We start from the raw sequence: 23,446 nt of genomic DNA, 5'->3' as shown, positions 1-23,446 counted from the left end.
AGTCAGGCGGGGCAGTACGTGTCGGTGTCTGGCAGCTTGCCGGATTGCAGGTAGCTGAGCAGTGGTGGCATCGCACACGGGGTGTAGATGCTGGCGCCATGGCCGACGCCCTGCCACATCACCCTGCGGTTGGGGGCGCCGGCGTTGATGACGGTCGCGGCCACCGCGGCCACCCCTTCGATTCCGACGATCGGGTCGTTCTGCACGCCGAGCAGCAACACCGGGACCGTCAGATCCTTAGGTCCCTGTGGGGCGTTGCCGCTGGGCCAGCTCAGACACTTCACCAGGTTGAGTGCGCCGACGGTGCCGAACTGCGGGTAGAGCTTGCCCCACTGCACCAAGAGTTCGCGCACCCGGTCGGGGGTGGGTCGGTTGAGCGCGTCACTGCACGAATTGACGAACTGTCCGTCGGTTTGGCGCAACGCTTCGGCCCTGGCGATGAGCTCGTTCAACTGGGTGGTGTCACCGCCGCGCGCAGCGGCGAGGGTGTTCGCGAGGTTGTTGGTCGCGCTGACGCGGTCAGTGGAGGGGAATGCGAGCGCTGTGGTGATCGCGTCCGCGAGGGTGGCGACCGACGCGCCTCCCGGACCGCGTCCGGCTCGGGCGGCCGTCAGCAACCCGTCGACGGCGCCCTTCGGATCGGGGCCGAGCGCGCACGCAACGGCGGCGCATTGGGCGGCGAACACGTCCAGTGCGGCCTGCTGACCCTTGACCTTCTGTTCGGCGGCCGCCTCGGCGGCGACGTCCAGCGGCAGCGGTGAGTCGAGTATCAGCCTGGCGAGCTTGTTGGGATGAATGCCCGCGTACGCCAGCGCTACCTGAGCGCCGTTCCCGATGCCGAGCAGGGCGAGCGTCGGGACGTCCCAAGTACTGCGGAGCCGTTCCAGGTCTTCGGCGGCGCGCGCGTTGTCGTACGCCGAATCGCCAGGGGCGATGGTGTCGGTGCAACTAGTGGTGGCGGTCTGCACGACAGCGGCGAGGTTGGCGACGGGGTCGTTGCCCGATTCGAACTGCGCCTGGTCGACCATCTCCTGCCGGTCGAATACGTCGCGGCAGTCGAGCTCACCCGACATGCCGGTTCCGCGTCGGTCGACGGCGACGATCGGGTTGGTCTTCAGCAGGTCGACGCCGTTGCGGCTGAGCCACGCTGGAAGCTGCACCGACGTTGGCACGTCAGTGCCCGTCGTCATCACCAGCGGGCCTGCGTCGGACGGCGTTGCCGTCGACGTCGCCTTGACCACGCCGATGCTGACCGTGCCGGTTGCGCCGCTGATGGGGTCGAGGTCGGCGTCGTAGTTGGCGCACTGCAGGGTGATGCCGGGGAGCGCCGGGACGGAGGCATCGCTGAAGACCTTTGACGTGCAGTCTCGCCACGACAGTTCATTCTTGGGAGCTTCGATGGGCGGCGGGCCCGACGGCGGAGGCGTGCTCTCCGGTTGCGCTTGGGAGCCGCCGCCGGAGTCGGTCGCATAGCGCGGGTTGGCGGCCAATCCCGGCGCGCACGCGGCGAGCACTGCCGACACCACGACGGACAGGCTCAGAGCCCGGAGTAGCTGACGGTCCCGACGCATGCTGACCACAGTAGCGATCTGCTGGAGCGTTCTGACTTCAGTCTTCCTTCACGTAGCGGGTGTAGAGGTAGCCCTCGGCATCACTGAGCAGGTGGCTGCGTCGCATCCTGGTGTGCGCCTCTCCTGGTCCGGTGGCGATGCGTCTGGCGAGGCCGCCCACCAGGATCGGGGCGATCGTCACGCACAGTTCATCGAGCAGGTCCCGCTCGATGAACAGACTCAGCAGCGACGGCCCACCCTCGGTGAGCACCCGCCGCAGCCCGCGCTTGTCGAGGATGTCGAGCACCACGCCCGCGTCGACCCGGTCGGGCTGCGGTCCCGACGCGTCGATCACCTCGGCCACCGCACCGAGTCGGTGGCGCACTTCCGTCGCGGTTTCGCGGCTGGTCAGAATCAGCGGCGGAACCTCGGCGCGGGTGAACAGCTTGGCGTCGTGCTGGAAGTCGGCGGATCCGGTGATGACGGCGATCGGGGGCACTTCGGCCTGCCCGCGGCGCTGACGGTGCTGGCGCTGGGCCACCGACATCTGCGCGCCGGAGTAGTTCTCGATCCGCACCGTGGAAGCCCCGACGAGGATGACGTCGGCCTCCTCTCGCATCCGTGAGAACACGGCGCGGTCACCGGGGCCCGCGAGGCCGCCCGAGCTGCCGTCGTCGGTGGCTCCGCCGTCGAGGCTCGAGATCATGTTCGCCCGCACCCAGCAGCGGTCGAGGGCCTCCGGATAGGAGTAGTAGGCCGCAAGGCGCGCGTCGTCGTCGGGATCGAAGGCCCCGCCAACCGCGCCTAGCTCTGTGAGCTCTGTCGCAGCATTGGCATCGGGCACGGGCTCAATTTCAGCACGCCGATAAAGTGCGTTCATGTCTGGGGTTGTCGCGCATCTGACCGATCGACACCCGAGCGTCACCCCGGAGCGGCTCGTCGCCGGGCTCGTCCCGCCACCGACGTTCGCGACCGTCGACTTCGATACCTACCGGCCCGATCCGGCCGAACCGTCGCAGGCCGCGGCCGTGCAGGCCGGTCTGCGGTTCTGCGACGACGCGGTGACGCGGCGGGCGGGCAAGAAGAAGCTGTTCGGCAAGGGTGAGGTGCTGCCCGGGGTCGGCATCTACCTCGACGGCGGGTTCGGCGTCGGCAAGACTCACCTGCTCGCGTCGATCTATTACCGGCTTGCGGCGGCACAGGCCGGACCTGCGGCGTTCGCCACCTTCGGCGAGTTGACGCAGCTCGCCGGGGTGTTCGGCTTCGTCGAGTGCATCGACCTGCTGGCCGAGTACGTGGTGGTGTGCATCGACGAGTTCGAACTCGACGACCCCGGCAACACGACGCTGATCTCGAGGCTCTTGTCGCAGCTGGTTGAGCGCGGCGTGTCGATCGCGGCGACGTCGAACACGCTGCCCGAGCAACTCGGTGAGGGCAGGTTCGCCGCCCAGGACTTCCTGCGCGAGATCAACACGCTCGCGGGCATCTTCACCACCGTGCGGATAGAAGGTCCCGACTACCGGCACCGGGACTTGCCGCCCGCCCCCGAACCGCCACCCGACGCGGACGTCCGGGCCGAGGCCGCCGGAGTGGAGGGGGCGACGCTGGACGACTTCGACGCGTTGTGCGCGCACCTGGCGACCATGCACCCTTCGCGGTATCTGGCGTTGATCGACGGCGTCACCGAGGTCTTCGTCACCGGTGTCCATCAACTGGACGATCAGAGTGTCGCGCTGCGACTGGTTTCGCTGACCGACCGGCTGTACGACGCTGGGATTCCAGTGGTGGCCTCTGGGGCCAAGCTGGACACGATCTTTGGCGAGGAGATGCTGGCAGGCGGATTTCGCAAGAAGTACCTGCGGGCCACCTCGAGGTTGTTGGCGCTGAGCCACGCGGGTCGGACCTCGTGAGCCGTTCCGCGTGCCACGGCTAAGCTAGCCCCGCCCATCAGGTCGAGGAGCGTGGGAAATGGCACCAAGGGTTTCATCGCTGGGTGAGTTGCGCCAGGCGCTGGTCGTCAGCGGATTGCGTGGCTTGGCCCGCGCCACGCCGTGGATGGAGAGCGAGTTGGTGGGGGTGGCCCAGCTCATTCCCGCGGGCGGCGTGTGCATCGACATCGGTGCCGCGGCAGGCTTCTACACCGCCGAACTGGCCCGGCTGGTCGGCGACGGCGGAGTGGTCCACAGCGTGGAGCCGTTGCGCTTCGCGCACGCGACGGCGTCGCGGCTGCTCGGACTGCGGACCGGTCGAAACATCGTGCGGCACAGCGTGGCGCTGGGGGAGAGCGGTGAGGAACTCGTGATGAGCGTGCCGCTGCGCAAGGGCGTGCCCATCACTGGACGGTCGTTCGTGACGCGCCACGCCAACGGGTTGGGTTCCAACGCCGAGTTCGAGGAGCACCTGCGGGTGGTGGTCGAGGGCGACACGCTCGATGACTTCTGCGGGCGGCTGGGCATCGACCGGTTGGACTTCGTGAAGATCGACGTCGAGGGCGCGGAGTTGCACGTGCTGCGCGGCGGCCAGTCCACCATCGCGACGCTCAAGCCGTTGGTGATGGTCGAGGTGGAGGACCGTCACCTCGAGCGCTTCGGAGTGACTGCTCCTCAGATCGCCGCATGGTTTACCTCGCAGGGCTACCGAATGTCGGTGTGGGACAGCGGAAATTGGCGTGAGGTCGATGTCGTTACGGCGCAGTTCCGCAACTACTTGTTCAGCCCTCCCGGATGGGTTCGCGCTCGGTAGGCAGTGGTCGCACCAACACGTAGTCATTTTCGAGGCCGTCGCCAAGGCGGAACGTCTTGGTGCCGCCGGGCGTGAACCCGTGCTTGGCGTAGAAGCGTTGGGCGCGTTGGTTCTGTTGGTTGACGCCGAGCCAGACGCAGGCGGCGCCAAGCCCGCTTGCCCGGTCGAGTGCGGCAACCATCAAGGCGGTGGAGGCGCCTGCGCCGTGCGCGTCGGGCAGCACATACATCTTGGACAGTTCGACGGCGGGACGTAGCGGGACGGCCTGCTGGACTTCGGCGTCGGCGATGACCCCGCGAATCAGCATGGCGTACCCCAACATTCGGCCGTGCTCACGGCCGCACAACACCACCCGCTCTTGGTCTGTCAGGTACTCGGCGAACCGCGCGCGCGACAGGTGCTCGGCGATGAACGCCGCCACGTTCTCGGCGGTGGCCGACGGTGGGCACGCCAGCGGAAACGTGACCGCTGCGACGTCGGCGAGGTCGTCGAGATCGGACTCGGTCGCCGCCGTGACCAGAACGGACATCCCGCGTCAGGGCAGCGGCGCCCCTGGCTGCCAGATGTTCCACTGCGCCAGGTGCGTGCCCGTCTGGGGATTAAGCAATACGACATTGGTGACCAGCGCGCGATAGACCTGCCAGTAGACCGCGCCATCGACCGTCGCGCCCGGCGGGGCGTTGAGCAGCTTGTACTGCAACGCATCCGGGGCGTCGGTGTTCTTCGGTGTGTACGCGTCTGCGTAGGGCGTGACGCCGTCGAAGGCGAATGCTACCGACGTGATGAACGGGTTCGGCGCCTGGATCACGTGCACCGTGATGTTGGCCTTCCACGGTCCGCCCTCGTTGCGCCAGCGCGGTGAGCCAGTCGGGGAGTAACCGTCCGGCGGGTCCGTTGGCACGACGTCGTGCACGGTGACGTCGGCGACGATGCCCTTGAATGCCACGCGCAGCGTGTCACCGAGATTCCCGATCGGGGTACCTTCGGCGCCCGCGGGCGGTGCCGTGACGAATCCGGCAACGACCACCATGGCGGCGATCATGGACATCAGCCAGCGCATCGATCCTCCATCCAGGCGAGCGCAGCGACGGGGTCATTTGCTGCCCTCGCATGATGTCACACGCCGTGTGCGACCAGACGAGGATCTGGCTATACGCCGATACCGCCGACCTTGTCGATGTGGATGCGGGTCAGCAGCCCCGCGGGCGCGTTGGGTGGGGGGAAGTGCTCGCTGGAACCCAGCATGACCTCGGACAGTTCGGTGAGCAGTTCGGGGGCGCCGCCTTCGACGATGCGCGCTGTTCCCGTGACCGTCAGATACGGCGTCTGCTGCCCGGGTTGGCGCTTGGCCACGATGGTGACGGCGACCCGCGGATCGCGCCGGATGTTGCGTGTCTTTTGGTATTCCGCGAGGTGCGCACTGACCAATTCGTCGCCGTCGGGCGTCGACTGCAGCGCCACCCACACCAGGGACACTTGGGGGCTTCCGTCGGGATTGATGGTGACCAGGGTGGCGTCGGCGCCGGATCCGATCAGCGCGCGGGCAGAGTCATCGAGTTCCATGACTGTGTTCTACCGCGTGCGCGTGCATTTCATTCCCGAATCACTGCCCGGTCAGTGAGCTCAGCGCCGCGACGACCTCGGCCTCGGTCCGCTGCTTGTCGACGCCGAGGCTGTGCAGCGGGCCGTCGCCTGCTTCCGCCTCCAGCAGCGCGAGCAGGATGTGCTCGGTGCCGATGTAGTTGTGCCCCAGGCGAAGTGCCTCACGGAACGTCAGTTCCAGCACCTTTCTGGCTGCGCCGCTGAAGGGGATCAAGGCCGGTAACTCGGCGGCCGGTGCCGGCATGGTCAACGCGTTGGCGACCGCGTCGGCGTCGACGCCCCGACCCTCGAGCAGTCGACCGGCCACCGAACCGGGATCGGCGAACAGCCCCAGCAGCAGGTGCGCCGGTTGGATCTCGTCATGGCTCAGCTGGCGGGCCTTGTTCTGCGATTCGACGACCACGTTGCGCGCTCGCGGTGTGAAGCGGGTGAACCCGTCGTTGGGGTCGATCGGATCCGTCTGCGCCTTGGGCACGAAGCGCTTTTGGGCGGCCTGCTTGGTCACTCCCATGCACTGACCGATCTCCGTCCAGGACGCGCCAGAGCGGCGAGCCTGGTCGACGAAGTGGCCGATGAGGTGGTCTGCGACCTCACCGAGTGCATCAGCGGCGAGCATCGCGTCGGTCAGTTGGTCGAGCGGTTCGTCGTGCACCGTCTTGATGGCGGCGATGAGGTCGTCGAGGCGGACGGGGTTGGTGATCTTCGAAGGCTCGGTCATGCGTCAACTGTAGGTTGACGGCTATGGTTCGTCAACCTTGCGTTGACGCACCCCGAAGGGGGTGCGGTCAGCCGCGCGGATAGCCGCGGCGCACCGTGCGATCGAGGATGCCCAGCGTCGCGCGGAGTGCCGTCTCGGAAATCACCGGGAAGATGCCCGCGTCGCGCCAGTGCTGATCGATGTCGGACCAGTCGTAGAACGACGTGACCAACGTCGAGTCGCCGTCGGGTTCCAAGCGATAGCCGTACACGTGCCCGATCTGCGGCTTGATCTGACCGAGGATGGTCCACGCAATGAGTCGGTCCTGGTCGAACTCGCTGATGCTCACGGTGACGTCGTACTTGCCGAGCGGAAAGTCGTTGAGTGCCTCGCGATCCATGTGCACGACGAAGCTGTCGCCCACGGCAGCGGCAGGCGCTCCGTCCGCGTCCTGCAGCATCCCCGATGCATCGATGGCCACGTGCCCCTGCGGGTCGCACAACACGGCAAAGATGTCGGCCGCCGGGGCCGCGATGGTGCGCTGGACTTCGATGCGTTCGCTCATGACGACGATGGTGTCAGGCCGTGGCGCCGTCGTGACCAATTTCGAGTGACGGCAAGATCAACGGCCCGCCCCACCCGTCAAGCAGGTGGCTCAGCCGCTGGTCCTGGTAGTGGCCCCGTCCCAGTCGGTGCTGGGGCCGGTGCTGGCGCGGCCGCCGGCGCCGGTGCTGCGCCCCCGCCGCCACCCAGGAAGCCGCCTCCCATGAGGCCGTTGAGCATGGTCATGGCGGCTTGCGCCTGAAGGTTGCTGATGCCCGCCGGCGGAGTCGCGTCGGTGAGCGTCCAGGCCTGGCAGCCGTTGGTCTTGAAGGTGGCGTCAGATGCTTCGATCGCCACTACCTGCGGTTTCTTCGTGATGGCGTTGTCTATGGTCTCGTTCGCGGCGCTGGCGCGCTTCCAGGAGCACGTTCCGTTGACTGGACCCGCAGACGCATACGTGCCGGGGGCGATGTCCGTGCCCACCTTGTAGATGCCATCCGCGTCGATCGACGTCTTGGGTCCCGACGGCGCGGGAGGTGTGGGCGGATCGGCGCTTGCCACGCCCAACGCAGCGCTCCACCCGCCGAGCACGAGAGCGGTCGCCGCCGCCATCTTGATTACGCGCATGGGGTACAGCTTAGAACGTCTACGCAAACTGCCGGGTCACAGCGCTCGTGGCGGTCAGGTTGCCTGCGTCCTCGCGACGGCCCGGGTCACGCCGATCGCGGCTGCGCCGTATGCCATCGCAGCGGCGATTTCTTGCTGCACGGCTCGCAGTGGCAGCGTTAACTGGGCCCTCAGCGGCTCGAGCCACGGGGCGTCGACGTCGTCCTCGACGGCTTCGAGCACGTCGTGCAGGTGGCAGATCAAGAGGTAGAGCGGGTCCTCGCCGATCGCGCTCGGATCGAGCTCTCCGCGCCGGTATCGGTCGAACAGCGCGTTGGAGTCGAGGTAACACGGGTTGGCCACCGCGACCCGGTGGGCTACCAGCCAATCCGAGACGACGGTGTTGGTGTACTGAATCTGGTCGGCAAGTTGGTCGGCTCGGGTGCGCAGGGTGCGTGCGGCGCACACGAGGTCGTCGTCGTTGCCCTGCCCAGGTTCGATGAGCAGGTAGGGGGCATTCGCCAGCCGGCGGGTCCGGTCGCCGCGCAGCACGTAGTTCGCCAGGCTCCAGCGAACGGAGTCCAGGTATTCGAATGTGTCGTTGTCCCGTGGTGCTGCCAGCCCGCTTGCGTCGGGAATCAGGCCGAGGTCATCCGCGATATCGGTGATGTCGGCCAGGTCGCGTACCAGCTCGTCTGCCGACACCTGGCGGTGGCGCGCGGGCGGCGCCGTCGCGGGTGGGGTGTCGTGCGAACGCTGGGTGCGCAGCAATGCGACGACGCCGCCGAGCAACAACGCGAAGGAGAGGTTCTTCATCGCACTCTGGGCGAATGTGATCCAGCTCCACCCGCCAGTCGCTACCGTGACGACCTGCTCGAGCAGCGCCCACACCAGAGCGGCGACGACGAGGCCGATGGTCAGGGCCGCGGTGCTGTCGCGCAGCAGGCCCGCTTTTCCAAACGACCTCCGCAGTCGAACAATTGTGACCATGTGTGCCCCTTGGGATTTCGCTTGCCAGCTAGTCGGTGATCGGCAGTGGGCCGTTCGTGATCACGCGTTGATCGCCGCGATCGTCCAGCTGGGGAGGGTGGGCGCCTTGGCGAGCACGTGATCCCCCTGGCCGATACTTCGCAGCAGCGACTGCATGCGCACGATGCAGCACCCCATTCGCACCATCGCGAAGATCTCGTACCAGTTCAGGTCGATCAACGGCCGACCGATCAGCTCTTCGAAGCGGGCGATGACGCGTTCGCGACTGTCGAACCCTGGCAGTTCCGGATCGAGGTCGAGTCCATTGACCTCCAGCATCTGGCGACGCGTGGCGAGCCACCAGGCGAAGTCGACCTCGGCTGGGCACCAACAGGCTTGCTCCCAGTCGAGTACGCCGACGATCGCGCCGTCGTCGTCGAAGATCGCGTTGGACAGTCGAGCATCACCCCAACACAGCACGAGGTCGTCGGTGTCCTCCGGCTGGTTGCGGACGAGCCAGTCGAATGCGGTCGCCATGACGTCGGGCACGTTCGAAGCGGTGCCCCAGTCGACGTAGTCCCGCCACCACGCCAGTTCGGCAGTATTGCCGACGCCAGTCGGGCGGGCCAGCCACGGTGCCGCGGCCATCGGAACCTGGTGCAGGGCAACGAGTGTCCCGAGGAAGGAGTCGTGGACCCGGCGCTGTACGGGCGCTCCCGCGCCGTGTAGCCAACCGCGCGTGGCGTACGACATGTCGGAAGGCGTATGACCCACGATGCGGGGCATCACGATGAAGGGCGAGCCAATCCACGCATCGTCTGGTTCGTAGCGAATGGGCGACGGCGTTGCGATGTCGTACTCGCGCAGCAGTTCTTGTGTGCGTGTCTGGGCGCCCAGGTCGTAGGTGGGGAAGATGCCCCCACCGGACGGCGGGATGCGAATGACGTAGTCGTTGGTCGATCCGTCGGCCCCGCGTGTCGAGAACTTCAGGCATTCGCTCGACCAGCCGGCGGCGCGATTGGCCAGCTCGAGCTCCGACACCGTGACCCGTTCGCCGAACGACTGCTCGAACCACTGACCGAGGCGGTGTTGGGTGTCGACGAGATCGCGTTGGGCAACGGTAATGCCAGCCATGAAAAGAGCTTTACATATGCATCCTTCGATGTAAAGTCAATCGGGCTTACGTATGACTGTCCGTGTGTAATACACCGCCGCGCATTTCGGTGGCGGAACGACATCCTCGGCTGGGCCCTCGACGGGGCCAATTAGCTAGCCGTGGCTGCGGTACGTGCCACCCTTCGGCGCCGCGGTGGAAGCCCGGCGGCATGCCGCAGTTCGGCGAGGTAGCGCTCGGGATCGTCCGCACCGAGCAGGAAGTGGCACACGGCGATGCGCACCACGGCGGCTGCGGCGATGTCGGAATGCTCGCCGGGAATGATTCTCCGGATGCGTTCCTCCAAGACGGGCAGCAGCCGTTTCGTTTGCGCCAGTACGTGTTCGGGTTCGATGTCGACCATCACGCTGACCGAGTACTCATGCTGAAAGTCGACGATGAACTGCAGGGCGGCATCGAGCCGATCGGGTCCGCGCAGCCCTGCCATCGCGGCCGCGATGCCCGCGTCGAAGTTGTCCTGCTCGAAGAGCCCGAACGCATCAAGCAGGCCCTGTTTGGAACCGAAGTACCGGTAGAGCGTCGGCCGGGACACCCCGGCTTCGGCGGCCACCTCCGACAACTGCAAGTTGCGGTGCCCGCTGCGCGACAGCACGACGAAGGTCGCCGCGAGTATGCGCTTTCGAGTCGACTGCTCCGCCTCGCTGGGCATCGTTCGAACCCCCATCCAGTGCTTTACATCTGAAGGCCATAATGTCACACTGGCGTCGTCCTGTCTGCACTAGCGTTTCGCAACATGCGTGACGGCAGACCGTATCGATGTCAAGACGTACCGGGCCGGAAGCGATCGCCCGGTGCCCGCTAGCCGCGGTGTTGCGGTGGGGAGGGTGACAAGGCGATGACGGACTTGATAATCCGCAAGATCGGCTGGGAGTTCGACGCGAGCGTGCCGTTCCTGTGGCAGCCGGCAAACCCGAACTTCAGCAACTTCTGCAACGCCTTCACTTTCATCGCGGTGCCGTTCGAGAAGTACATCATCAGCGCGGTTCGAAAGGCGCAGCACGAGTTCGACAAGGACCCAGTCATCGCAGCAGAAGCCGAGGCGTTCCTGCGGCAAGAGGCCCAGCACGCGGCCGCCCATCGCAAGCACATGCTGGCCCTCGTCGCGCGCTACCCGGCGTTGGAGAAGTGCTACGAGGACGCCGTCAACGCGTACGACCAACTGATCGAGCAGCACCCGGCAGAATTTCACTGGGCCTACATCGCCAACCTCGAGGCGACATTCACCCCGTTGTTCAAGCTCGTCCTGGACAATCGGGATGCGTTGTTCGGCAACGGCGATCAACGCGTCGCGTCGTTGATGATGTGGCACTTCGTCGAGGAGATCGAGCACCGAAGTTCCGGCCTCATGCTGTATCGACACCTGCGCGCCGATCCTTGGTACCGGGTCAAACACATCAAGAGCACCTTCAAACACGTCGGCGACCTCTCAGCCATGATCGCCAAGACGTTCGACGAGGTCGTCCCCTTGGAAGAGCGCGGGGCGTCGGCCGAAGAGCTCATGTCGATCGACATGCTGATCGGCGAGTTCCGCTACCGCGGCCCAGGTGGTGCGCGTAGGCGTTCCAAGATTGACGGGGGTACGCCAACTCTGTTCAATGCTGTGCCGACAAGGGAATTGGCCGCGATGGTGTGGCGACTGCTGCTTTCCCAGGCGCCGTACCACGACCCGGCCGAGCAGCCGCTGCCATCCATTGCGGACACCTGGATGCGGGAATACGACCGGGGCACCGACATGAGGACCTATTGGGGTCGACCGCCAGACCAGGCGATCCAATAGCTCTGCCCGCCAGACCAACTGACAAGGGGATCTTGAGTTGCTTTCGACGAACTACGGCGGCTTGGTAGCCGATGACGAGAGTTTGACGCATCAGATCGTCGATACGTTCGCGACGGTCAGCCAGTCCGATCCGTCGTGGACGGAGAAGATCTGGACGATCGCGCACGCCAGGGACAACTCCCTTCAGGTCGTACTCGGCGTCGGAAAGTACACCAACCGCGGCGTCTTCGACGGTGCTGCCGGGGTGTGCCGGGGTACCGAGCAGTGGACGGTGCGCGGCGGACGGCGGTTGTCCTCGGATCCGTGCGGCACCGACGTCGGGCCCATTCACTACCAAGTGGTCGAGCCGTTGCGCACCATCCGGATCAGTCTCGACCGCAATGAGCACGTGCCGATCGCCTTCGACATGACCCTGCGCGGCAGCTTCGACGCCGCACTCGAGGATCCGTGGCCGGACCGCAGCCCGGACGCCTTTCGCGTCACCCACAACGTGTTGCGCTACCACCAGATTGGGGTGGCCTCCGGGTGGGTCGAGGTCCAAGGGGACCGCACTGAAGTGGGGCCCGACGAATGGATCTCGATACGCGACCACTCCTGGGGGTTGCGCCCAGGCGTCGGCAAGCCGATACCGGGGCTGCCGCGCGGCGGCCGCGGCGTCACGCACATGTTCATGACCTGGCTGCCGATGACGCTGACGCGCCCCGATGGGACCGCGTATTCACTGTTCGTCTTCTATCAGGAGGAGCGCGGGCAAGGCTTCACCTCGGTGCGGTGTCAGGCCGAGGAGCAGTTCGCGGACGGAACGTCGAAGCGCTTCGCCCATGTCGAACAGGATCTGCACTTTCGGGACGACAACCGCCGGTTCACTCACGGCACCATCACCTTGATCGAGACCGACGGCACTCGGCGTCCGGTATCGCTCACCGCGGCAGGCCCTGGTGGCTTCCACCTTGGTACGGCAGGCTATTACGGTTGGGACGATTGGGTTTACGGGCAATGGGTCGGCGACCTGCGCGTCGAAGGCAACCACGTGACGAACTGTGACAGCCCCGAGCAGGCGCGCAAGCTGCACCAGTTGCGTGATCTGCTGGTCCGCGTCGAGGATCCGGTCGGCGATGGCGTGGGTCTTGGCAACGCTGAGACGTTCGCGCTCGGCGAGTTTCCGGAACGCGGCCTTACGAAGGAGAATTCGTTCCTGTGACCGTGTTGCATCACGCCGGCGTGTGTTGTCGGGACATCGAGGAATCCCTGCGGTTCTATCGCGACGGCATCGGGTTGGTGGTACTGGCCGATGTCGTGCTCGAGGCTGACCTGAAGCCGCTGCTCGGGGTGAGCACGACCTCGGTTCGGACGGTGTTTCTCGGCGAGGCCGAGCATCCCGATGCGGGCATCGTCGAGTTGCTCGATCTCGGTCTTGCGGCCATTTCCGACGCCGACGCACAGGCCGGCACTCCGGCGCGTGGCGTCTTCCTGCTGTCGCTGCAGGTGGACGTCGAGGTGGTGTTGGAGCGGTTCGCGGCGATGGGGCTCGGCGGGACGCCGCTGGCGATGCCGGTGCCCGGGGGCAAGGTGGCCGCGACGGTGGTCGATCCCGACGGGGTGCAGGTGGAACTGCTTCCGCTTGGCGGGCTTTCGGTGATGAACGCGAAGAAGTAGCACACTGTTCATGGCCGGGCCCACGCCGACACCGTTGACGGACCTGCGGGTGCTGGAGCTCGGTGGGCGCATCGCCGGGGCCTACTGCGGCAAGCTGTTCCGTGATGCCGGGGCCACCGTGGTCAAGGTCGAACCCGAGCGCGGAGATCCACTGCGCCGATATAGCGCGACGCGGTCGGAGTCGCCGCCCGGCGTCGACTCGCCTTTGTTCGGGTATCTCAACGCCGGAAAGCGCAGTGTCGTCGCTGACCCGAGTGGACCCGTCGTCGCCGAACTCATCGAGAAGGCCGACGTCGTGGTGCTCACCGCGACCCGGGCCGCCGCCGAGCGCATCGGGTTGGGTCTGGACACATTGGTGGTGCCTGGTAGTCCACGCATCGTCGTCACCATCTCCGACTTCGGCTGGACGGGTCCGTGGGCCGAGCGTGCGGCCACCGAGTTCACGCTGCAGGGATGGTGTGGCGCAACGGGATTCCGAGGGGTGCCCGACGGGCCGCCGATCTCTGTCGGCGGCGACGTAGGCGAGTACGTCGGCGGCGCCATGGCGGCGTTCGCGGCACTGGCCGTGGCGAGACGCGTCCAGGCCGGAGGGCCGGGGGACCACCTGGACATGGCGCTGCTCGAGGCGATGACACTGTCCATGCAGAGCTCGGAGTGGCTCCACACCCACCTACTCAAGGTCGGCCCGATTCAGCGGTCCATCGAAGTGCCGTCCATCGAACGGGCCAAGGACGGCTTCGTCGGCATGACGCTGATCACCGGCCAGCAGTGGCTCGACTTCTGCGCAATGGTGGATTGTCCTGAGCTGGCGGAGGTTCCGGAGTTCCAATTCCAGTTGCAACGGTGGATTCATCGTGACCGCATCCGCGAGCTCATCGGACCGTGGATGCGCGCGCACACCGTCGACGAGATCGTCGAACTGGGCGAGCTGTTCCGGCTGCCCATGGCGGCCGTTGGCAACGGCGCCACGATCACCGAGCAGCTGCACCTTCGGGAACGCGGCGTGTTCAGCCAGGACGCCTCCGGTCTGCAGAGCCCACGTCCACCGTGGCGCATGACGCTGGCCGCGCCCGCGGCGAAGGCGCCGGCACCGGCGTTGGCTGAGGCGGGCGACGGAGTCGGTTGGGCTCCGCGACACCGCGTGACCGTTGTGGACACACCTGCCCGGCTCCCGCTGTCCGGGGTGAGAATCGTTGACCTGACGGCGTTCTGGGCCGGGCCGTCGGCCACCCATCTGCTCGCCGCGTTCGGTGCCGAGGTGATCAAGATCGAGTCGATTCAGCGCCCCGACGGCATCAGAAGTTCAGGCGGCGTGCGCAAGGACGTCGACGACTGGTGGGAGTACGGCTGGGTGTTTCAGGCCGTGAACACCAACAAGCGGTCCGTCACCCTCAACCTGGAATCCCTGGACGGCATCCGCCTGCTCAAGACGCTCGTCTCGGAGTCCGACGCCGTCATCGAGAACTTCTCGCCACGCGTGATGGAGCACTTCGGACTCGGAGCCGACGCGCTGTTGGCGGTGAACCCCCGCGTGGTCGTCATGCGGATGCCTGCCTTCGGACTCGACGGGCCGTGGCGGGACCGGGTGGGATTTGCCCCAACCATGGAACAGATCGCCGGAATGGCTTGGCTGACAGGCCTTCCCGAGGATCCGCCGATTCCGCCGCGCGGGGTCTGCGACCCACTCACCGGTGCGCACGCCGCCTTCGCGCTGCTCGCCGCGCTGGACTTCACAAGTCGCACCGGCAAGGGCCAGCTGGTCGAGATGGCCATGATCGAATCGGTGCTCAACGTGACCGCCGTGCAGACCCTGGAGGCGCAGGCCTTCGGGCGGGTGATGGAACGTCAGGGCAACCGCAGTCACGGACTGGCCACCCAGAACGTCTACCGCTGCGCAGGCACCGACGACTGGGTGGCCGTCACCGTGCGCGATGACGTCGAATGGGGCGCGCTGACGGGGGTGATGGGTAGGCCCGACTGGGTCGACGAAGACGAGTTCGCGACCGTTTCAGCCCGCCGGGCTCACGCCGACCTCGTCGACGAGCGGCTGGCGACGTGGTTCGCCGCGCAGGACGCCGGCGCCGTCGTCGAGCAGCTCGCGGCGGTGGGGGTGCCCGCCGCATCGGTGGGCTCGCCGTCGCTGGTGACGGACAACGAGCAACTGCGCTTCCGTGGGTACTTCGAACCGCTCGACCATCCGAGTTCGGGCCCATGCGTGTATCCCCGGCCGCCGTTTGCACCGATCGCCGGAACGGGTGGGCGGTGGCTGCGGACTTCCGCGCCGACACTCGGCCAGCACACCGCCGAGGTACTCGGTCGGCTGTGTGGGGTGTCCGATGAGGAACTCGCGCGGCTCGCTGCGGGCAGGGTCATCGGCACCAGGCCGATCGGCTTGTGACGTCCTGCGTCATGATTGACGCTTAAAGCTAATAATAGTAAGAATAGAATTCAGTCACTGCGGCACGGCACGTCCGCCGGGCCCATAACGTTGGATCATTGGCCCGACGTCGGAGGAGTTGACGTGACTAATACAGTTTCTGATTCGGCGGCCGACCTGGTGTCCGGCGATCCCTCGGAACGGGAGTTCGGGACCTCGGGGATCGCCCTGTCGCCGTACCGCTTCCCGACCGGATGGTTCATCGTGGGCTTCGCCTCGGACCTGGCCGTGGGTCAGGTCAAGCGCATGCACTACTTCGGCGAGGAACTCGTGATGTTCCGGACCGCATCAGGAGCGGTGAACGTGCTTGACGCGTACTGCCTTCACCTCGGCGCGAACATGGGCGTCGGTGGCACCGTCGAGGGTGAACACATCGTCTGCCCCTGGCACGGCTGGCAGTGGAGGGGCAACGGCACCAACGCGCTGATTCCGTACAGCAAGATCGGCTGCAAGCAGAACGTCCGCGTCAAGACCTATCCCTGCCAGGAGTGGTACGGATTCATTGTGGTGTGGCACGAACGCCACGGTCGGGCGCCGTACTGGCGGCCACCGGTACTGCCCGACCTCGAGGGTGGCGACCACTATCCGCTGCACCCGCACTCCCGGATGGTCAACCGGGTCAAGGTGCACGCGCAGATGATCATCGAGAACGCCGCCGACCCATATCACGTGCAATTCGTGCACAAGGCCGACAGCGCGGCCACCACAACGTCGTTCGACGCCAACGGATACCACCTGCACGCGACGGTCACGGCGAACTTCGGCGGCGGGCGCGCGGCGACGTGGCTGACCCCGGATGGCCCCGTGGACGCTCACATCGTTTACGACAACTACTCACTCGGGCTTGGCATCGTGCGATTTCCCAAGGAACTCGTCCAGACCATCGAGGTCACCGGCCAGACTCCGGTGGACGAGGAGTACACCGACTACTTCTACACCCAGGCCTCGGTGCGTGAACCCGGCGACACCGGCGACGTGCCGACGGGCCGGGCGGCGAAATTCATTGCGCTGCAACAGGAAGTCATCAAGCAGGACTTCTTCACCTGGGAGAACATGAAGTACCTCGAGAAGCCCAACCTCGCCCCTGAGGAAGCCCGCGACTATGCCGCGCTGAGGCGCTGGGCGCATCGCTTCTATCCGGGTGTAGAGGCCGCTTCCGACGATTTCGGATATCTGCCCGACGGTGAGCCGGATCCGGCCGCCGCGAGCGCGTGATGTCCGGCGGCGGAGACACCTGCGCCGCCACACGCCGCTACGGAGTTGACGAGTGCACCGTCGCGGCGGTGCTGGACGCTCGCGCGGCCGAGTTCGGCGATCGCAGCCTCTTGGTCGTGGACGGCGTCGCCATCAGCTTCGCCCAGATGCGTGACCGGGCAAACACGGCGGCGAATGTCCTTCTCGGGTTGGGTGTTTCCCGCGGCGATACGGTGGCACTCTTCGCGGGCTCCACTCCGCAGTGGGTGTACTTCTGGCTGGGCGCTGCGCGCATCGGTGCGGTAACTGCCGCGGTGAACGCCGCGAACAAGGGCGACTACCTGCGACACGCGCTCGCGATCTCGCGCGCCAAGGTCGTCGTCACCGACACCGCCGAGCGGTGCCTGCGCGTGCTCGAGGTGGCGGGCGAACTCGACTTCTTGCACACCGTGTTGTCAGACGAGCTTGTCGCGGCGGGGGAGTCCGGTCTCATCATCAGGTCCATCACCGAGTTACTTGGTGCCGCCTCGACGGCGAATCCACCGGCGGCGCTTGGCTTCAGCCCATCTGACACGGCCGCCCTGTTCTTCACGTCGGGAACCACCGGACCATCGAAGGCCGTGGCGACGAGTTGGCAGTATCTCTTCACGGCGGCCGCGACAGTGGCCTCGAGTTGGGAGTTCGCCGAGGGCGAGGTGATCTGGTCGGCGATGCCGCTCTATCACCTGAGCGCGGTGGCTACGATTCTCGCGCCGCTATTGGTCGGCGGCACAACGGTGTTGGCAGCCGCATTTCGGCTGACGCAGGTGTGGGATCAGCTCCGCGGCTGCAACGCTGTGGGTTTCGTTGGCGCGGGTGCGATGGTCTCGATGCTGTGGAGCCTGCCCGTCACCCCGACCGACCGCGCGCCCGGGCTGCGGTTCATCTCCGCGGCCCCGATCCCCGCTGAACTCCATCGCGCAATCGAGCGGCGATATGACTGCCGGGTGGTCACGATGTACGGGCTCACCGAGGCCTTCCCGATCGCGGTCAAAGCAGTCGGTGAGGACGGCGTACCGGGAACCTCCGGCCGGACGAACGACGACTTCGAGGTGGCGATCCTGGACGCCGATGGCCGGCCCGTGGCGGACGCAGTCGGCGAAATCGCCTGTCGCGGTGGCTCACCGGAGGTGATGAGTCAGGGTTACGTCGAGGCGTCGGAAGCGGGGCTGTTCGTACGCCGCCACGACGAGTGGTTCCGGACCGGCGATCTGGGGCGCCTCGACGCAGAGGGGAACCTCACCTACGTGGATCGTGTGAAGGACGCCATCCGGCGCCGCGGCGAGAACGTCTCGTCGGTCGAGGTCGAGACGGTCGTCACCGGGTACCAGGGGATCGCCGAGGCTGCGGCCGTCGGCGTCCCCAGTGCGCTCGGCGAGCAGGACATCCTCGTCGTACTCGGTGTCGTCCCCGGGACCGAGTTGGACCCGTGTGGCCTGCTCGACTACTGCGCGCAGCGGATGCCGTACTTCTGCGTTCCGCGTTACGTCCGCGTGGTGTCGGAGTTGCCAAGGAACATCGTGGGGCGCGTGCGCAAGGATCTGCTGCGTGTTGACGGCATCGGTACGGACAGTTGGGACCGCGAGGCGCACGGCTACGTGCTCGACCGCTAAAGGAGATCGGCATGTCGTTCGGTTATCAGCAGCAGCACGTCCTCGAGAGCACCGCAGCGCGCGCAGCGATTCTCAACCTCGACGCACGCCACAACCGGTTGTACTCGGCAGGAGACCGGGTGCAGTGGCTGGCCACCTTCAAGCACTCCGGCGCCACGCTCACCGTCGGTGGTCAGACGTACTCCAAGATTTGGGAGGCCTTCGATGGTGGCGCGGGCCGGCTGATTACCGTCGATCATGAGATCGACGTCGACGGGGTGAACGCGACGCAACATTGTGTGGCAATACGATTCGATGTCTCGGGATCCGTTTCCGCGGTCGGCACCTACCGCGATGCGTTGATCTACGAACGCGGTGGCTGGTACTACGCCAGCCGAACATTGGCGTGGGACAGCGCATCGAACCCTTCGGCCACCACGTCGTGAACAGGATCCGGGTCGCCGCGGTAGCGGAGCCACTGAAGTGAACGCCGAGTTAGCCTTCGGCACTTATGAAGACGGGCTGAAGATGGTCGGCTTTAGGTCAGCGCCGCGCGTCGCGGCGAGTGCCGTCAGCGCTGCGCGAATTCAGATGTTCGCCGCGACCATCCAGGACGCCAATCCGGGGTTTTGGGATGCCGAGTTCGCCGCGGAGGTCTGGGGCGGGTTGATGGCGCCTCCGGCCCTGTTGATGGGCTGGCTCATCCCGACGCCGTGGCAGCCCAATGGCCGACCGCCGACGCCGTCGCTCGCGACCAGAATTCCGCTTCCTGGAACGACTTTCATCAACGCCTCCAACGAGGTCGAGTTGCTCGATCCGATACTGGAGGGCGATCGGCTCACCGTCGTGGAGGAGGTCGTGTCGATCTCCCCGGAGAAACGCACTCGACTCGGTACGGGACACTTCGTACAAACGTTGGAAACCTTTTATCGCGGCGACGGCAATCCGGTTGCGATGAACCGCAATACGCTGTTCAGGTTCACCCCGAAAGAGCAGGCGTGACGGCGGGCGGGCTGGACTGGGCGGCCGTCGTCGTGCCCTTCGACCTGCCCGACGTCGTCGACGGCCCGATCAGCTACCAGCGGGTCGTCATGAACCCAGGCTCGACGTGGGACTACTTTCCCGGTCACTTCGACCCGGACTATGCACGCGCGCACGGCCAGCCGACGATCTTCGTCAACACCATGCACGTCGCCGGATTCGTCGACCGTGTGGTCACCGACTGGGCGGGGCCCTACAGCAGGGTGGTTCGGCGAAAGCTCACGCTCATCGAGTCGATCTACGCGGGCGACTCCGTCACGGGCCGCGGTCGGGTCACCGGCAAGCGCCGCGAGCCCGACCGCTGGCTGGTCGACCTGCACGTGGACGTGGTCAACCAGCGTGGGGAGTTGTGTTGCCCCGCAGACGTGACGGTCGACGTAACCAAGGCGCTGAACCGCAAGAACCAGCCCGATTTGGCGATGACATACCCGGTTCGCATCGACGAGAACAGGCCTGGCAACATACGAGAATGAAGTTCACAATCACCTACCCGATGCATAGCCACCCGTATCACCCGGAGTTCGCGTCGGGGGCGGGTGTGGTGAAGTTGGCTACGGCGACCGAGGCGGCGGGCTTCGACGGATTCGGCTTCACGGACCACCCCGCTCCGACGCAGCGCTGGCTCGACGCCGGCGGGCACGACGCGCTGGACCCGTTCGTGGCGATGGCCTTTGCGGCCGCGCACACGTCGACGATCCGGTTGATTCCCAACATCGTGGTGCTGCCGTATCGAAATCCGTTCGTAGTGGCCAAGTCTGGGGCCACGCTGGACCGACTGTCAGACGGTAGGTTCACGCTCGCCGTCGGGGTCGGGTACCTCCGCAAGGAATTCGCGGCGCTTGGCGTGGATTACGAGCAGCGCGCGGAGTTGTTCGACGAGGCGTTGGAGGTCATCGACGCAATCTGGACGGGTGACGACGTGTCGTATGAAGGCAGGCATTTCAATGCGGTCGGCATCACCGCGCATCCGCGGCCGGTCAGCACTCCTCGGCCTCCCATCTGGATCGGCGGTAACACCGGCGCCGCGCGTCAGCGCGTGGTCGACCGCGGCGAGGGCTGGTGCCCGTTCGCGGCCCCCAAGGCCCTCGCGCAGACCGCCAAGACGGCCGCGATGGATTCCGTGGAGGCGCTCGAAAAGGCGATCGGCGATCTGCGCCGTCGGTGTGACGCCGCCGGCCGCGACTGGTCGAAGCTGGACATCGCGTTCACCAACTTCGAGGGCGGCAACGCCGGAGAAGACGACTTCAACGCGGCTGCGCACATCGCCGGACTCAAGGCGCTCGAAGCGCTTGGCGTGACCTGGGTGCACGTACACCTGCCCGGGGACAGCGTGCAGCACGCACTCGAAACCATCGACCGCTTCCGGGTCGAAGTCATCGACGTGCTCTAAGCGATGAAGTGGCATGCTCGATGGCATGCGCATCATCATCGTGGCAATCGGTATCGTGCTCGCCCTGTTCGGCACGCTGTGGGCACTGCAGGGGTTCGGCGTGCTGGGTGGCAGTCCCATGAGCAACACCACGACGTGGTCGGTGATCGGTCCGATCACGGCGTTGGTCGGCGTCGCCGTTGCGGTCTTCGGTTGGCGCCGCGGCAAGTCCTCCTAGCGCCCTATTCCGTTGCGCCTGAGCGCTCACGCGGCGTGGGCAGCCCGCTTTCGATAGCGCTGATACGCACATCCGCGCGCAATTCCCAGTGCGGAACCGATGCGGCCCCATTCGACATCGAGGTCCCGCGCGACGTCGACCGCGGCGTGCAGCTGCCGTTCGGCGCGCGCGACGGAAGTGACGGAGTGTGTGCGCTTGGCCGCTTGCAGGCTGGCCCCGGCCGCCGAGACTTCGCGCAGCGCGCTTACCTGTTCTTCTTGATAATCGACCACTTCGTTGCCTCCCATCGATGTGTTGTTTGTACAAGTGTGTTCCGATTCTGCAAAGAGGTCCACACTTAAAATTGTGAATCAAGCTGCAATAAGAACAATCTCATAACCTTCTCAGCAACAATTCAAGGAAACCGCGACGCCGCTAGCGCTCTGGAGACAGCGGGCGTCCCGGGTAGAAATCTTGCGAGGGGATGTCGAGAAGTCTCCCGCAGCTCCGTCCCAGGGGTGAGCGCGGCCAGAATGGGCCGCATCGAATAGAGGAGATCAGAATGGCCAAGTACCTGTTGCTCAAGCATTACCGCCGCTCGAGCAGCCCCGACAACCTCAACGTGCCCGGTGCCGATTGGTCGCACGGCCTCCCGATGGACCAGTGGACTCCTGAGGAGATCGACGCACACGTGAAGTACATGAACGACTTTGCCGCGCGGCTAGAGCAGTCCGGGGAGTTCGTGGACGAGCAGGCGCTCTCACCCGAGGGCACCTTCGTCCGGTACGACGGGCCGGGCCGTCCACCCGTGACCGACGGCCCATTCGCCGAGACCAAGGATCTGATCGCCGGCTGGATGGTCATCGACGTCGATGGCTATGAGCGGGCGCTCGAATTGGCTGGCGAGCTGTCGGCGGCCCCGGGCCACAACGGTGAGCCCATCTACGAATGGCTCGAACTCCGGCCCTTCTTCGCCGCGCCGCCCACCGTCACCGAGTGACCGACGCGCCGAGCGCCGCCCCGCTGCGCGAGCTCGTTCCCGCCGTGCTTGGCGTTCTCGTCCGCCGCGGAGCTGACTTCGCGACGGCCGAGGACGCCGTTCAGGAGGCTCTGGTCGCGGCCATCAGCAGCTGGCCCGCATGGGCGAGCGGAGCGACGGGGGACGATTCCGACCCGCCGGACGATCCCAAGGGCTGGCTGATCACCGTCGCGTGGCGGAAGTTCCTGGACGTGGTCCGGTCCGACGTGGCCCGCCGCGGCCGCGAGGAACGCCTGCTCGCAGAACCTGCGCCCGGCCCCACCGAGGATGCCGACGACACGCTCGAGCTGTATTTCCTGTGCGCCCATCCCGCGCTGACGTCGGCGTCGGCGGTCGCCCTGACCCTGCGCGCAGTCGGAGGGCTCACCACCCGCCAGATCGCTGCTGCCTACCTCGTGCCCGAAACGACCATGGGCATGAGAATCAGCCGGGCGAAGCGCGCGGTCTCCGACGTCCGCTTCGATCGGTCCGGTGACTTGGGCACCGTGCTCACGACGCTGTATCTGGTGTTCAACGAGGGCTATTCGGGCGACGTCGACCTCGCCGCGGAGGCCATCCGGCTCACTAGGCGACTCGCCGCCATCAGTGACAACGCCGAGGTCGGCGGATTGCTCGCATTGATGCTGCTGCACTACGCCAGGCACGATGCGCGCACCCGCGCCGATGGCAGCCTCGTCCCGCTCGCGGAGCAGGACCGCACCCGATGGAACGGAGAAATGATCGCCGAAGGCGTCGACCTGCTCCAGGCGGCCCTCGAGCGTGATGCGCTCGGCCCGTACCAGGCGCAGGCCGCGATCGCCGCCCTGCACGCCGATGCGCGCACAGTCGAGGAGACCGACTGGGTGCAGATCGTCGAGTGGTACGACGAGTTGCTCGACCTCACGGACAGTCCGGTCGTCCGACTCAATCGCGCCGTCGCGGTCGGTCAGGCAGACGGTGCCCGCGCCGGGCTCGCCGCCCTCGCCGACGTCGACCCAGCAGTACCTCGCCACCGCGCGGCGGCCGCCTTCCTACACGAGCAGGACGGTGACCTCGTCACGGCGGCGAGGCTCTACGTCGAGGCGGCTGAGATTGCTCCGAACCTCGCCGAACGAGACCACCTCACCCGCCAAGCCGCCCGGCTCCACCAGATACTGCGCGATCCCGAGACGTAGCCGGTCGGAACCATGAGTTGCTAAATGCGTTGGCCCACCTGGGCATCC

Annotated in this window: 26 protein-coding genes and 1 pseudogene; 15 read left to right on the top strand and 12 right to left on the bottom strand. The window is 66.3% G+C overall.

Annotation, left to right across the window (positions count from 1 at the left end):
* Positions 1-2: 2 nt before the first annotated feature.
* Together SLQ30_RS02540 and SLQ30_RS02535 are read right to left on the bottom strand one after the other, a co-directional pair.
* Positions 3-1,571 carry an alpha/beta hydrolase gene (locus SLQ30_RS02540; protein WP_319445255.1) on the bottom strand — a complete coding sequence of 523 codons (1,569 nt, stop codon included), beginning with the start codon at positions 1,569-1,571 and terminating at the stop codon, positions 3-5.
* A gap of 37 nt (positions 1,572-1,608) precedes the next feature.
* Entirely contained in the window at positions 1,609-2,394 is a 786-nt protein-coding gene (locus tag SLQ30_RS02535; RefSeq protein WP_319445254.1) for a pyrimidine reductase family protein, read from the bottom strand.
* Between the two features lie 34 nt (positions 2,395-2,428).
* Here SLQ30_RS02535 and zapE point away from each other — a divergent pair, with 34 nt between their 5' ends.
* On the top strand, positions 2,429-3,460 hold the full coding sequence (gene zapE, locus SLQ30_RS02530; RefSeq protein ID WP_319445253.1) for a cell division protein ZapE: 1,032 nt from the start codon (positions 2,429-2,431) through the stop codon (positions 3,458-3,460).
* Between the two features lie 58 nt (positions 3,461-3,518).
* Positions 3,519-4,292: an FkbM family methyltransferase gene (locus tag SLQ30_RS02525; RefSeq protein ID WP_319445252.1), complete on the top strand. Its 774-nt coding sequence runs from the start codon at positions 3,519-3,521 to the stop codon at positions 4,290-4,292.
* On the opposite strand, the gene SLQ30_RS02520 is transcribed toward SLQ30_RS02525, so the two are convergent.
* The 9 genes from SLQ30_RS02520 to SLQ30_RS02480 form a co-directional block, all read right to left on the bottom strand.
* Positions 4,261-4,821, bottom strand: a complete 561-nt coding sequence (locus SLQ30_RS02520) for a GNAT family N-acetyltransferase (RefSeq protein WP_319445251.1) — start codon at positions 4,819-4,821, stop codon at positions 4,261-4,263. The genes SLQ30_RS02525 and SLQ30_RS02520 overlap by 32 nt on opposite strands.
* A gap of 6 nt (positions 4,822-4,827) precedes the next feature.
* Positions 4,828-5,352: a hypothetical protein gene (locus SLQ30_RS02515; protein ID WP_319445250.1), complete on the bottom strand. Its 525-nt coding sequence runs from the start codon at positions 5,350-5,352 to the stop codon at positions 4,828-4,830.
* An 89-nt stretch (positions 5,353-5,441) separates the two neighbouring features.
* Positions 5,442-5,855, bottom strand: coding sequence for a PPOX class F420-dependent oxidoreductase (locus tag SLQ30_RS02510; protein WP_319445249.1), 414 nt, complete (start codon positions 5,853-5,855; stop codon positions 5,442-5,444).
* Positions 5,856-5,895: 40 nt separating this feature from the next.
* Positions 5,896-6,612 (bottom strand): Clp protease N-terminal domain-containing protein, encoded by a 717-nt coding sequence (locus SLQ30_RS02505; protein WP_319445248.1) that lies wholly within the window; start codon positions 6,610-6,612, stop codon positions 5,896-5,898.
* Positions 6,613-6,679: 67 nt separating this feature from the next.
* Positions 6,680-7,156, bottom strand: a complete 477-nt coding sequence (locus SLQ30_RS02500; RefSeq protein ID WP_319445247.1) for a polyketide cyclase — start codon at positions 7,154-7,156, stop codon at positions 6,680-6,682.
* A 77-nt stretch (positions 7,157-7,233) separates the two neighbouring features.
* Positions 7,234-7,761 (bottom strand): hypothetical protein, encoded by a 528-nt coding sequence (locus SLQ30_RS02495; protein ID WP_319445246.1) that lies wholly within the window; start codon positions 7,759-7,761, stop codon positions 7,234-7,236.
* 54 nt (positions 7,762-7,815) lie between these two features.
* A complete protein-coding gene (locus SLQ30_RS02490; protein WP_319445245.1) occupies positions 7,816-8,730 on the bottom strand; it encodes a hypothetical protein in 915 nt (304 codons plus the stop codon).
* Between the two features lie 60 nt (positions 8,731-8,790).
* A complete protein-coding gene (locus SLQ30_RS02485; protein WP_319445244.1) occupies positions 8,791-9,843 on the bottom strand; it encodes a phosphotransferase family protein in 1,053 nt (350 codons plus the stop codon).
* A gap of 131 nt (positions 9,844-9,974) precedes the next feature.
* Positions 9,975-10,532: a helix-turn-helix domain-containing protein gene (locus tag SLQ30_RS02480; protein WP_319445243.1), complete on the bottom strand. Its 558-nt coding sequence runs from the start codon at positions 10,530-10,532 to the stop codon at positions 9,975-9,977.
* Between the two features lie 186 nt (positions 10,533-10,718).
* Between SLQ30_RS02480 and SLQ30_RS02475 the strand changes: the two genes are divergently transcribed.
* From SLQ30_RS02475 to SLQ30_RS02425, 11 genes and pseudogenes are all read left to right on the top strand, one after another.
* Positions 10,719-11,660, top strand: coding sequence for a metal-dependent hydrolase (locus SLQ30_RS02475; protein WP_319445242.1), 942 nt, complete (start codon positions 10,719-10,721; stop codon positions 11,658-11,660).
* Positions 11,661-11,697: 37 nt separating this feature from the next.
* Positions 11,698-12,861: a hypothetical protein gene (locus SLQ30_RS02470; protein ID WP_319445241.1), complete on the top strand. Its 1,164-nt coding sequence runs from the start codon at positions 11,698-11,700 to the stop codon at positions 12,859-12,861.
* A complete protein-coding gene (locus tag SLQ30_RS02465; RefSeq protein ID WP_319445240.1) occupies positions 12,858-13,316 on the top strand; it encodes a VOC family protein in 459 nt (152 codons plus the stop codon). Before SLQ30_RS02470 ends, SLQ30_RS02465 begins: the two co-directional genes overlap by 4 nt.
* A 10-nt stretch (positions 13,317-13,326) precedes the next feature.
* Entirely contained in the window at positions 13,327-15,714 is a 2,388-nt protein-coding gene (locus tag SLQ30_RS02460; protein ID WP_319445239.1) for a CoA transferase, read from the top strand.
* A gap of 123 nt (positions 15,715-15,837) precedes the next feature.
* Positions 15,838-16,968, top strand: coding sequence for a Rieske 2Fe-2S domain-containing protein (locus SLQ30_RS02455; protein ID WP_319445238.1), 1,131 nt, complete (start codon positions 15,838-15,840; stop codon positions 16,966-16,968).
* The gene (locus tag SLQ30_RS02450) at positions 16,968-18,599 is read left to right on the top strand and encodes an AMP-binding protein (protein WP_319445237.1); all 1,632 of its coding nucleotides are present in this window, start codon (positions 16,968-16,970) and stop codon (positions 18,597-18,599) included. Before SLQ30_RS02455 ends, SLQ30_RS02450 begins: the two co-directional genes overlap by 1 nt.
* Positions 18,600-18,610: 11 nt before the next feature.
* Positions 18,611-19,024 (top strand): nuclear transport factor 2 family protein, encoded by a 414-nt coding sequence (locus SLQ30_RS02445; RefSeq protein WP_319445236.1) that lies wholly within the window; start codon positions 18,611-18,613, stop codon positions 19,022-19,024.
* An 82-nt stretch (positions 19,025-19,106) separates the two neighbouring features.
* Positions 19,107-19,580, top strand: coding sequence for a MaoC family dehydratase N-terminal domain-containing protein (locus SLQ30_RS02440; protein WP_319445586.1), 474 nt, complete (start codon positions 19,107-19,109; stop codon positions 19,578-19,580).
* Positions 19,577-20,002 (top strand): annotated as a pseudogene (locus SLQ30_RS02435) (MaoC/PaaZ C-terminal domain-containing protein); the annotation flags it as partial. The gene SLQ30_RS02440 and the pseudogene SLQ30_RS02435, both read left to right, overlap by 4 nt.
* Before the next feature lie 86 nt (positions 20,003-20,088).
* Entirely contained in the window at positions 20,089-21,009 is a 921-nt protein-coding gene (locus SLQ30_RS02430) for an LLM class F420-dependent oxidoreductase (protein WP_319445235.1), read from the top strand.
* Between the two features lie 25 nt (positions 21,010-21,034).
* Positions 21,035-21,226, top strand: a complete 192-nt coding sequence (locus SLQ30_RS02425; RefSeq protein WP_319445234.1) for a hypothetical protein — start codon at positions 21,035-21,037, stop codon at positions 21,224-21,226.
* 26 nt (positions 21,227-21,252) lie between these two features.
* Here SLQ30_RS02425 and SLQ30_RS02420 read toward each other — a convergent pair whose 3' ends face one another.
* The gene (locus SLQ30_RS02420; protein WP_319445233.1) at positions 21,253-21,513 is read right to left on the bottom strand and encodes a hypothetical protein; all 261 of its coding nucleotides are present in this window, start codon (positions 21,511-21,513) and stop codon (positions 21,253-21,255) included.
* 254 nt (positions 21,514-21,767) lie between these two features.
* On the opposite strand from SLQ30_RS02420, the gene SLQ30_RS02415 reads away from it, so the two are divergent.
* Together SLQ30_RS02415 and SLQ30_RS02410 are read left to right on the top strand one after the other, a co-directional pair.
* Entirely contained in the window at positions 21,768-22,205 is a 438-nt protein-coding gene (locus tag SLQ30_RS02415; protein WP_319445232.1) for a YciI family protein, read from the top strand.
* Positions 22,202-23,398 (top strand): RNA polymerase sigma factor, encoded by a 1,197-nt coding sequence (locus tag SLQ30_RS02410; protein WP_319445231.1) that lies wholly within the window; start codon positions 22,202-22,204, stop codon positions 23,396-23,398. Before SLQ30_RS02415 ends, SLQ30_RS02410 begins: the two co-directional genes overlap by 4 nt.
* Positions 23,399-23,446 lie beyond the last annotated feature (48 nt).

The sequence above is a fragment of the Mycobacterium sp. RTGN4 genome, assembly GCF_033804635.1.
Classification (GTDB): Bacteria; Actinomycetota; Actinomycetes; order Mycobacteriales; family Mycobacteriaceae; genus Mycobacterium.
This window is presented reverse-complemented; position numbering and strand designations above follow the sequence as displayed.

Excerpts from the sequence above, each read along its gene's own strand:
- SLQ30_RS02425 (WP_319445234.1), top strand. The coding sequence starts at position 21,035 with ATGCGCATCATCATCGTGGCAATCGGTATCGTGCTCGCCCTGTTCGGC.
- SLQ30_RS02440 (WP_319445586.1), top strand. The coding sequence starts at position 19,107 with ATGGTCGGCTTTAGGTCAGCGCCGCGCGTCGCGGCGAGTGCCGTCAGC.
- SLQ30_RS02500 (WP_319445247.1), bottom strand. The coding sequence starts at position 7,156 with ATGAGCGAACGCATCGAAGTCCAGCGCACCATCGCGGCCCCGGCGGCC.
- SLQ30_RS02495 (WP_319445246.1), bottom strand. The coding sequence starts at position 7,761 with ATGCGCGTAATCAAGATGGCGGCGGCGACCGCTCTCGTGCTCGGCGGG.
- SLQ30_RS02515 (WP_319445250.1), bottom strand. The coding sequence starts at position 5,352 with ATGCGCTGGCTGATGTCCATGATCGCCGCCATGGTGGTCGTTGCCGGA.
- SLQ30_RS02420 (WP_319445233.1), bottom strand. The coding sequence starts at position 21,513 with ATGGGAGGCAACGAAGTGGTCGATTATCAAGAAGAACAGGTAAGCGCG.
- SLQ30_RS02540 (WP_319445255.1), bottom strand. The coding sequence starts at position 1,571 with ATGCGTCGGGACCGTCAGCTACTCCGGGCTCTGAGCCTGTCCGTCGTG.
- SLQ30_RS02505 (WP_319445248.1), bottom strand. The coding sequence starts at position 6,612 with ATGACCGAGCCTTCGAAGATCACCAACCCCGTCCGCCTCGACGACCTC.
- SLQ30_RS02480 (WP_319445243.1), bottom strand. The coding sequence starts at position 10,532 with ATGCCCAGCGAGGCGGAGCAGTCGACTCGAAAGCGCATACTCGCGGCG.
- SLQ30_RS02525 (WP_319445252.1), top strand. The coding sequence starts at position 3,519 with ATGGCACCAAGGGTTTCATCGCTGGGTGAGTTGCGCCAGGCGCTGGTC.
- SLQ30_RS02450 (WP_319445237.1), top strand. The coding sequence starts at position 16,968 with ATGTCCGGCGGCGGAGACACCTGCGCCGCCACACGCCGCTACGGAGTT.
- SLQ30_RS02460 (WP_319445239.1), top strand. The coding sequence starts at position 13,327 with ATGGCCGGGCCCACGCCGACACCGTTGACGGACCTGCGGGTGCTGGAG.
- SLQ30_RS02510 (WP_319445249.1), bottom strand. The coding sequence starts at position 5,855 with ATGGAACTCGATGACTCTGCCCGCGCGCTGATCGGATCCGGCGCCGAC.
- SLQ30_RS02445 (WP_319445236.1), top strand. The coding sequence starts at position 18,611 with ATGTCGTTCGGTTATCAGCAGCAGCACGTCCTCGAGAGCACCGCAGCG.
- SLQ30_RS02485 (WP_319445244.1), bottom strand. The coding sequence starts at position 9,843 with ATGGCTGGCATTACCGTTGCCCAACGCGATCTCGTCGACACCCAACAC.
- zapE (WP_319445253.1), top strand. The coding sequence starts at position 2,429 with ATGTCTGGGGTTGTCGCGCATCTGACCGATCGACACCCGAGCGTCACC.
- SLQ30_RS02520 (WP_319445251.1), bottom strand. The coding sequence starts at position 4,821 with ATGTCCGTTCTGGTCACGGCGGCGACCGAGTCCGATCTCGACGACCTC.
- SLQ30_RS02490 (WP_319445245.1), bottom strand. The coding sequence starts at position 8,730 with ATGGTCACAATTGTTCGACTGCGGAGGTCGTTTGGAAAAGCGGGCCTG.
- SLQ30_RS02415 (WP_319445232.1), top strand. The coding sequence starts at position 21,768 with ATGGCCAAGTACCTGTTGCTCAAGCATTACCGCCGCTCGAGCAGCCCC.
- SLQ30_RS02430 (WP_319445235.1), top strand. The coding sequence starts at position 20,089 with ATGAAGTTCACAATCACCTACCCGATGCATAGCCACCCGTATCACCCG.
- SLQ30_RS02475 (WP_319445242.1), top strand. The coding sequence starts at position 10,719 with ATGACGGACTTGATAATCCGCAAGATCGGCTGGGAGTTCGACGCGAGC.